12 protein-coding genes are annotated in these 7,748 nt (G+C 51.6%); 1 reads left to right on the top strand and 11 read right to left on the bottom strand.

Annotated elements, in window-relative coordinates:
* The 9 genes from ACSIPU_RS22205 to fkpA form a co-directional block, all read right to left on the bottom strand.
* The coding region (locus ACSIPU_RS22205; RefSeq protein WP_044807133.1) for a GTP-binding protein at positions 1-248 on the bottom strand (248 nt) is incomplete at its 3' end.
* Positions 249-318: 70 nt separating this feature from the next.
* Complete coding sequence (fusA, locus tag ACSIPU_RS22200) at positions 319-2,433, bottom strand: elongation factor G (protein ID WP_004115957.1); 2,115 nt, start codon at positions 2,431-2,433, stop codon at positions 319-321.
* A 96-nt stretch (positions 2,434-2,529) separates the two neighbouring features.
* Positions 2,530-3,000, bottom strand: a complete 471-nt coding sequence (gene rpsG / locus ACSIPU_RS22195; protein WP_004106370.1) for a 30S ribosomal protein S7 — start codon at positions 2,998-3,000, stop codon at positions 2,530-2,532.
* Between the two features lie 95 nt (positions 3,001-3,095).
* Entirely contained in the window at positions 3,096-3,470 is a 375-nt protein-coding gene (gene rpsL / locus ACSIPU_RS22190) for a 30S ribosomal protein S12 (RefSeq protein ID WP_002920115.1), read from the bottom strand.
* Positions 3,471-3,594: 124 nt separating this feature from the next.
* Positions 3,595-3,882 carry a sulfurtransferase complex subunit TusB gene (tusB, locus tag ACSIPU_RS22185; RefSeq protein WP_004106373.1) on the bottom strand — a complete coding sequence of 96 codons (288 nt, stop codon included), beginning with the start codon at positions 3,880-3,882 and terminating at the stop codon, positions 3,595-3,597.
* A gap of 7 nt (positions 3,883-3,889) precedes the next feature.
* Positions 3,890-4,249 carry a sulfurtransferase complex subunit TusC gene (gene tusC, locus ACSIPU_RS22180; protein WP_016807656.1) on the bottom strand — a complete coding sequence of 120 codons (360 nt, stop codon included), beginning with the start codon at positions 4,247-4,249 and terminating at the stop codon, positions 3,890-3,892.
* Complete coding sequence (gene tusD / locus ACSIPU_RS22175) at positions 4,249-4,635, bottom strand: sulfurtransferase complex subunit TusD (RefSeq protein WP_004106378.1); 387 nt, start codon at positions 4,633-4,635, stop codon at positions 4,249-4,251. The genes tusC and tusD overlap by 1 nt, the downstream gene beginning before the upstream one ends.
* Entirely contained in the window at positions 4,635-5,357 is a 723-nt protein-coding gene (locus ACSIPU_RS22170; protein ID WP_004106380.1) for a helix-turn-helix transcriptional regulator, read from the bottom strand. The genes tusD and ACSIPU_RS22170 overlap by 1 nt, the downstream gene beginning before the upstream one ends.
* A 166-nt stretch (positions 5,358-5,523) precedes the next feature.
* Positions 5,524-6,360 (bottom strand): FKBP-type peptidyl-prolyl cis-trans isomerase, encoded by an 837-nt coding sequence (gene fkpA / locus ACSIPU_RS22165; RefSeq protein ID WP_004106382.1) that lies wholly within the window; start codon positions 6,358-6,360, stop codon positions 5,524-5,526.
* A 222-nt stretch (positions 6,361-6,582) separates the two neighbouring features.
* Between fkpA and ACSIPU_RS22160 the strand changes: the two genes are divergently transcribed.
* The gene (locus tag ACSIPU_RS22160; protein WP_004106384.1) at positions 6,583-6,801 is read left to right on the top strand and encodes a protein SlyX; all 219 of its coding nucleotides are present in this window, start codon (positions 6,583-6,585) and stop codon (positions 6,799-6,801) included.
* Positions 6,802-6,860: 59 nt separating this feature from the next.
* Here ACSIPU_RS22160 and slyD read toward each other — a convergent pair whose 3' ends face one another.
* Both slyD and ACSIPU_RS22150 read right to left on the bottom strand, forming a co-directional pair.
* The gene (gene slyD / locus ACSIPU_RS22155; protein WP_004106387.1) at positions 6,861-7,448 is read right to left on the bottom strand and encodes a peptidylprolyl isomerase; all 588 of its coding nucleotides are present in this window, start codon (positions 7,446-7,448) and stop codon (positions 6,861-6,863) included.
* A 94-nt stretch (positions 7,449-7,542) separates the two neighbouring features.
* Positions 7,543-7,743, bottom strand: a complete 201-nt coding sequence (locus ACSIPU_RS22150; RefSeq protein WP_004106389.1) for a YheV family putative zinc ribbon protein — start codon at positions 7,741-7,743, stop codon at positions 7,543-7,545.
* Positions 7,744-7,748 lie beyond the last annotated feature (5 nt).

Here is a 7,748-nt window from a genome sequence, read left to right as displayed (position 1 = left end):
GGGCAGTCTACGTGCGCGTAGTGGCGAGTCGGGGTGTCATATTCAACGTGGGAAGTGTTGATGGTGATACCACGAGCTTTTTCTTCCGGCGCGTTATCGATCTGGTCGAATGCGCGAGCAGCACCACCGTAGGTTTTAGCCAGAACGGTAGTGATTGCAGCGGTCAGAGTAGTTTTACCATGGTCAACGTGGCCGATAGTACCGACGTTGACGTGCGGTTTTGTACGTTCAAATTTTTCTTTAGACACGGCTATATTCCTTACTATAGTGCTCTCCCCTTCAGGAGAGAGCACGGGACTTTGGTTTTAACCCTGCGGCTTATTTACCACGGGCTTCGATTACGGCCTGAGCAACGTTGTTCGGCGCATCATCATACTTCAGGAACTCCATGGAGTAAGAAGCACGACCTTTGGTCAGAGAACGCAGCTGAGTTGCATATCCGAACATTTCAGACAGCGGAACTTCAGCGTGGATCACAACGCCAGTCACGTTGGATTCCTGACCGCGCAGCATACCGCGACGACGGCTAAGGTCACCGATAACGTCACCAGTGTTCTCTTCCGGAGTTTCTACTTCAACCTTCATGATCGGCTCAAGCAGAACTGGTTTCGCTTTCTTAAAGCCATCTTTGAAGGCAATAGAAGCGGCCAGTTTAAACGCCAGTTCAGAGGAGTCAACGTCGTGGTAAGAACCGAAGTGCAGACGCACGCCCAGATCAACTACCGGATAACCAGCCAGAGGGCCAGCTTTCAGCTGCTCCTGGATGCCTTTATCAACGGCCGGGATGTATTCACCAGGAATTACACCACCTTTAATGTCGTTGATGAACTCGTAACCTTTCGGGTTAGAGCCCGGCTCCAGCGGGTACATGTCGATAACGACGTGACCATACTGACCGCGACCACCAGACTGTTTAGCGTGTTTACCTTCGATATCGGTAACTTTCGCGCGAATCGCTTCACGGTAAGCAACCTGAGGTTTACCGACGTTCGCTTCAACGTTGAATTCACGTTTCATACGGTCAACGATGATGTCGAGGTGCAGCTCACCCATACCGGCGATGATAGTCTGGTTAGATTCTTCATCAGTCCATACGCGGAAAGACGGGTCTTCTTTAGCCAGACGGCCCAGAGCCAGACCCATTTTTTCCTGGTCAGCTTTGGTTTTCGGTTCAACGGCGATAGAGATTACCGGCTCAGGGAATTCCATACGCTCCAGAATGATCGGCGCGTTAGGATCACACAGAGTATCACCCGTAGTAACGTCTTTCAGACCGATAGCAGCAGCGATATCGCCCGCGCGAACTTCTTTGATCTCTTCACGTTTGTTAGCGTGCATCTGTACGATACGACCGAAACGCTCACGAGCAGCTTTCACGGAGTTCAGGATGGTATCACCAGAGTTAACCACACCAGAGTACACGCGGAAGAAGGTCAGGTTACCCACGAACGGGTCGGTAGCGATTTTGAATGCCAGAGCAGCAAACGGCTCATCATCGCTAGCGTGACGCTCAGCAGGAGTATCTTTACCATCGTCCAGGATACCGTTGATCGCAGGAACGTCGACCGGGGATGGCAGGTAGTCAACTACCGCATCCAGCATCGCCTGTACGCCTTTGTTCTTGAACGCAGAACCACAGGTTACCAGGATGATTTCGTTGTTCAGAACGCGCTGACGCAGAGCAGTTTTAATCTCTTCTTCAGTCAGTTCTTCGCCACCCAGGTATTTTTCCATCAGCTCTTCAGAAGCTTCAGCAGCGGACTCGATCAGGTTCTGGTGCCATTCTTCGGCCAGTTCCTGCATGTCTGCCGGAATATCTTCGTAGGTGAAGGTTACGCCTGCATCTTCTTCGTTCCAGTTGATGGCTTTCATTTTCACCAGGTCAACAACACCGGTGAACGCTTCTTCAGCGCCAATCGCCAGCTGCAGCGGAACAGGGTTCGCGCCCAGACGGGTTTTGATCTGACCAACAACTTTCAGGAAGTTCGCACCCATACGGTCCATTTTGTTAACGAACGCAATGCGCGGAACTTTATATTTGTTTGCCTGACGCCATACGGTTTCAGACTGAGGCTGAACACCACCAACTGCGCAGTAAACCATTACTGCACCATCAAGCACACGCATGGAACGTTCTACTTCGATAGTGAAGTCAACGTGCCCCGGGGTGTCGATGATGTTTACGCGATGCGGTTCATACTGCTTAGCCATACCTGACCAGAATGCAGTAGTCGCTGCGGAGGTGATAGTAATACCACGCTCTTGCTCCTGCTCCATCCAGTCCATGGTGGCAGCGCCGTCATGAACTTCACCGATTTTGTGGTTTACACCGGTGTAGAACAGAATACGTTCGGTAGTAGTAGTTTTACCGGCGTCGATGTGCGCACTGATACCGATGTTACGGTAGCGTGCGATGGGTGTTGTACGAGCCATTTGATTCCTCGTTTATTTCTTTAGGCGTTCAGTTAAGTTATCCAAAACGGGCGACTTACCTGAAGCGCCCGCCTGGTGACTAAGACTCCGAAGGGATTACCAACGGTAGTGTGCGAACGCCTTGTTGGCTTCTGCCATACGGTGAACGTCTTCACGTTTCTTAACTGCAGTACCTTTGTTGTCTGCAGCATCAGAAAGTTCGTTCGCCAGACGCAGAGCCATGGATTTATCACCACGTTTACGAGCAGCTTCAACGATCCAACGCATTGCCAGAGCATTACGACGAACCGGACGGACTTCAACTGGAACCTGATAAGTAGAACCACCAACGCGGCGGGACTTAACTTCGACAGTCGGGCGAACGTTGTCGAGAGCGACTTCGAATGCTTCCAGTTCATTTTTACCAGAGCGCTGAGCCAGGGTCTCCAGCGCGCTGTATACGATTGCTTCTGCAGTAGATTTTTTACCATCTACCATCAGGATATTTACAAATTTAGCCAGCAGTTCTGATCCGAACTTAGGATCCGGCAGGATTTTACGCTGACCAATGACGCGACGACGTGGCATGGAAATACTCCGTTGTTAATTCAGGATTGTCCAAAACTCTAAGAGTTTAGTTTGACATTAATATAAAACGTTTGGCCTTACTTAACGGAGAACCATTAAGCCTTAGGACGCTTCACGCCATACTTGGAGCGAGCTTGCTTACGGTCTTTAACGCCGGAGCAGTCAAGCGCACCACGAACGGTGTGGTAACGAACACCCGGAAGGTCTTTAACACGACCGCCACGGATCAGGATCACGGAGTGCTCCTGCAGGTTGTGACCTTCACCACCGATGTAGGAGGTGACTTCGAAACCGTTAGTCAGACGCACACGGCAAACTTTACGCAGTGCGGAGTTCGGTTTCTTAGGAGTGGTGGTATATACACGAGTACATACGCCACGTTTCTGCGGGCAGGCTTCCAGCGCCGGCACGTTGCTCTTTGCAACTTTGCGCGCGCGTGGTTTGCGTACCAGCTGGTTAATTGTTGCCATTAAATAGCTCCTGGTTTTAGCTTTTGCTTCGTAAACACGTAATAAATCGCCTCATATAATATGAGGACGCAGAATTTTAGGGCGGTGCCGAAAAGGTGTCAAGAAATATACAACAATCCCGCCATTACCAGGACAACTGACCGGCATGTTTGACTGAAAGTCTGACGAAATCAGTATAGCTAACCCTGACGACACTGTCCGCAATTTGACCAGCCAGCCCGCGGGCTTCGATATCGTCTTGCAGAGCGTAGAGGGATATGGGGGCAGATTGCAGGATTTCAAGGAAACGGCCTTGAGCGACAGCGGCGATAACGCCGTCCGACAGCAGCAGCAGCTCGTCACCTTCTTTTATCAAACGGAGCATAGCCGCAATGTCGGCGTGCCAGGGGGATGTGCTTAATGTGTGGAGCATTCAGACCTCAGAAACGCAGTATCACGTTAAAATCGTCCAGCCGGGCGCGCAGAGCCTCTGGCTCCAGCCATTCACCGTCCACGACCCACGGCGTGGCGGAAGTCAGGCCGCGCTCGCGCGCTGAAGCCGCGCAAATCCAGCACTGTTCAATATCGTATAGCGACAGGAGTTTAAAGGTAGAGATATAATCGCGCGCCAGCACTGCGGCTGGCCGCTGATCCGGAAGGAGCTGAAATACGCCATCTCCGACGAAGAAGACGCCAATCTCTTCCGTCAGTGCGGATGTCGCCAGCAGGGCATCCAGCCCTTCCCTGCCCGATGCTGAGCCATGGGGTGCGGACGAAAAAATAAAGGCTATGCGTTTCATCAGAACTGCACCATCCGGTCGCAGGTTAAGGCAGCTTCCGCCAACGCACCTAATCCACTCAGCGTAAAGCCCGGCTGCAAATTATGCGCTGGCAAACTCAGCTGCTGCGCCTCCTGTGCATCGGTTATGCCACGGCGTAAAGCTGCGGCTACACAGATATGTAAGGAGACGCCGTGTTCATCATGTAATGCCTGCCAGGCCCGGACCAGATCAAACTCATCGCTGGCGGGGGCAGTTAGCTGATTCGCATTGTAGACGCCTTCACGATAGAAAAAGATACTGAGCAATTCGTGGCCTTCCTGCAACACGGCTCGGGCAAACTGCAGTGCGCTGCTGGCCTGCTGCGTACCATAAGCCGGCCCCGTCACCGTAATGGCAAAACGCATTATTTATCCAGCCCCTGGAAATCTCCGCTTTTGAACTGACGAATATAGAGATATACCGTGTGCTTAGAGATGTTCAGCCGATCCGCTACCTGATTAATGGCGTCTTTGATATCAAAGATCCCTTTCTCATAGAGGTTCAGAACGATCTGACGATTTTTGGCGTTGTTAGAAACGTTGCGGTCGGCATTCACCTCTTCAATAGTGAACTCAAGCGTCTGTGCAACCAGGTCGTCAACCGATGAAGCAAAGTTGACCTGTGAATTCACTTCTGTCGTTTCTGGCGGAATAAAGGTGCTCATTATTTGCGAGAACGGCACGTCAAGGTTCATGTTGATGCACAGCAGGCCAATAACCCGATGGTCACGGTTGCGGATAGCGATGGTCACTGATTTCATCAGTACGCCGCTTTTGGCGCGAGTAAAATAGCATTTGGAAACGCTGCTATCGGCCCCAGTCATATCGTGCAACATGCGCAACGCAAGGTCGGTAATTGGCGAGCCGATCTGACGGCCGGTATGTTCACCGTTGGCGATACGAATAGCGGAACATTTTAAGTCCTGCAATGAGTGCAGTACGATTTCACAGTGGGAGCCGATGAGCATCGCTAACCCGTCCACTACCGCTTCATAGGATTTAAGGATATCGAAGTCGGTCTGGTCAAAAGGACGTTGATCCAGCAAATCAAGCTCGCTGGTCTCGTTGGTTAAAAGCGACCTGGACATGGAAAAAAGCACTCCTTTTCAGGAGCCTGTCGTTATCGTCAGGGCAGGCTCATCATCATTATTAATCTATCTAAAGTAATACAGCGCCTGAGGTTCTTTCCAGTTTTAATTATATCTGCCCTCAATAAAAAAGCCGCCGCCCCTGGAGGCGGCGGCTTGAGCCAGATTACTTCTTCGCGTCAGCGGCTGGCGCTTCGGCCGCTGCTTCAGGCTTGGCGTCCGCTTTCGGAGCCGGTTTGATGTCCAACAGCTCTACATCAAATACCAGAGTGGAGTTAGCCGGGATACCCGGTACGCCGGTTTTGCCGTAAGCCAGATCCGGTGGAATGACCAGCTGAATTTTACCGCCTTTCTTGATGTTCTTCAGGCCTTCAGTCCAGCCAGGGATTACGCCGTCCAGACGGAAGGACAGCGGTTCGCCACGGGTGTAAGAGTTATCAAACTCTTTACCATCGATCAGCGTACCTTTGTAGTTAACAACAACGGTATCGCTGTCTTTCGGCGCTTCGCCCGTACCCGCTTTCTCTACTTTGTACAGCAGACCGGAATTCGCTTTTTTCACACCCTGCTTTTTCGCATAGGCATCGCGATAAGCTTTACCTTTTGCCTCATTCTCAGCAGCATCTTTTTCCATTTTCTGCTGGGCAGCGGTTTTTACGCGAGTTTCAAACGCCTGCAGAGTCTGTTCGATCTCCTGATCGGACAGCTTGCTCTTATCGGCAAAAGCGTCCTGAACGCCGGCAATCAGCTGAGCTTTATCTAATTTGATGCCCAGTTTTTCTTGTTCTTTCAGGGAGTTTTCCATGTAACGTCCCAGCGATGCACCCAGCGCATATGCAGATTTCTGATCGTCATTTTTGAATGCCGATTTGCTGTCCGTTGCAGGTGCCGCTTTCGCTTCGGTGGCTGCTTTGGTCACAGTTTCAGCAGCAAAGGTCAGCGGTGCATTCAGGGCGACGGCCATTGTGGTCGCCAGCAGCGTTACTTTAAACAGTGATTTCATCCATTTCTCCAGGGCCGGGGCATCTCACCCCAGGGTTATCATAAAAAACAAAAAACGTACTATAGAACGTTGCAGAACAAATCAACATACAGACGTACCTGAATATCGCCTCATTTCAGACTATTTTTGTATGAATTAGTTTCCTGTCAGGCGTAACGATGCTGCGTGAATGCTGAAACTTCAGTAGAATCCGCCCGCAGGATCAGACAGAAGAGGTTACTCATGCACGATAGCACTTTAGAGACTCGCCTTGCAGAGCTGGAGAGCAGACTGGCGTTTCAGGAAATCACCATTGAAGACCTCAACAAGACCGTCACCGCCCACGAGATAGAAATGGCCAGGATGCGCGAACATATGCGCCTGATGGTGGAAAAGCTGAAAGCTACTCAGCCCTCGCATATGGCTTCACAGGCAGAAGAAACGCCTCCACCGCACTATTAAGACGTAAAAAAAGCGGGTCTCCCCGCTTTTTTCTATTCCAGAACGCTAGCGCGATGGAATTAGTGGCAACCGCAGCCGCCGTTACCGCCGCAGCCGCCTTTGCCATGTTCGTGGTCATGGCCGTGACCGTGGCCACCGCAGCAACCGTCATGATCGTGGTCGTGACCGTGGTCGTGGCCGTGAGCGCCATGTACATGACCGTGTTCCAGCTCTTCCGCCGTTGCTTCGCGAAGCGCGACAACTTCAACGTTGAACTTCAGATTCTGGCCAGCCAGCATGTGGTTACCGTCAACAACAACGTGTTCGTCACCCACTTCGGTGATTTCTACCGGTACCGGGCCCTGATCGGTTTCCGCGAGGAAGCGCATGCCAACCTGCAGCTCGTCAACGCCCATAAACACGTCTTTAGGAACGCGCTGTACCAGGTTTTCGTCGTACTGGCCGTACGCGTCATTAGCGCCGACTTCTACGTCAAATTTGTCGCCCACTTCGTGACCATCCAGCGCGCTTTCCAGGCCGGAAATCAGGGAACCGTGACCATGCAGGTAGTCCAGCGGCGCGCTTACCGGAGACTCATCAACCAACACACCGTCTTCTGTACGTACCTGATAGGCCAGGCTGACCACCAGGTCTTTTGCTACTTTCATGATATCTCCTGAGCATGGGAAGAATAGTGGCGCAGATTGTAGCGGAATTCTGCAGCCGTGTACCCTTTAGCTTAAAAAAAGCCGCCCGATAACGCTAGTCCGGATGAAAAATGCCTATCACTTGCTCTTCTTTGCGAACATGCTCGCGGACCTCTTTATCCGCCTCTCGCATCTGGTGTCCACACTTAACGCACTCAACTATATCGACATTATTCTCACGCCACATCGCCAGCGAATCCTGAGCCTGGCACGCCGGGCATTTCGCCCCGGCAATAAAACGTTTACGCACAGCCATATCAT

The organism is Klebsiella sp. HN106 (genome assembly GCF_051209435.1).
Lineage (GTDB): Bacteria > Pseudomonadota > Gammaproteobacteria > Enterobacterales > Enterobacteriaceae > Klebsiella > Klebsiella oxytoca.
This window is presented reverse-complemented; position numbering and strand designations above follow the sequence as displayed.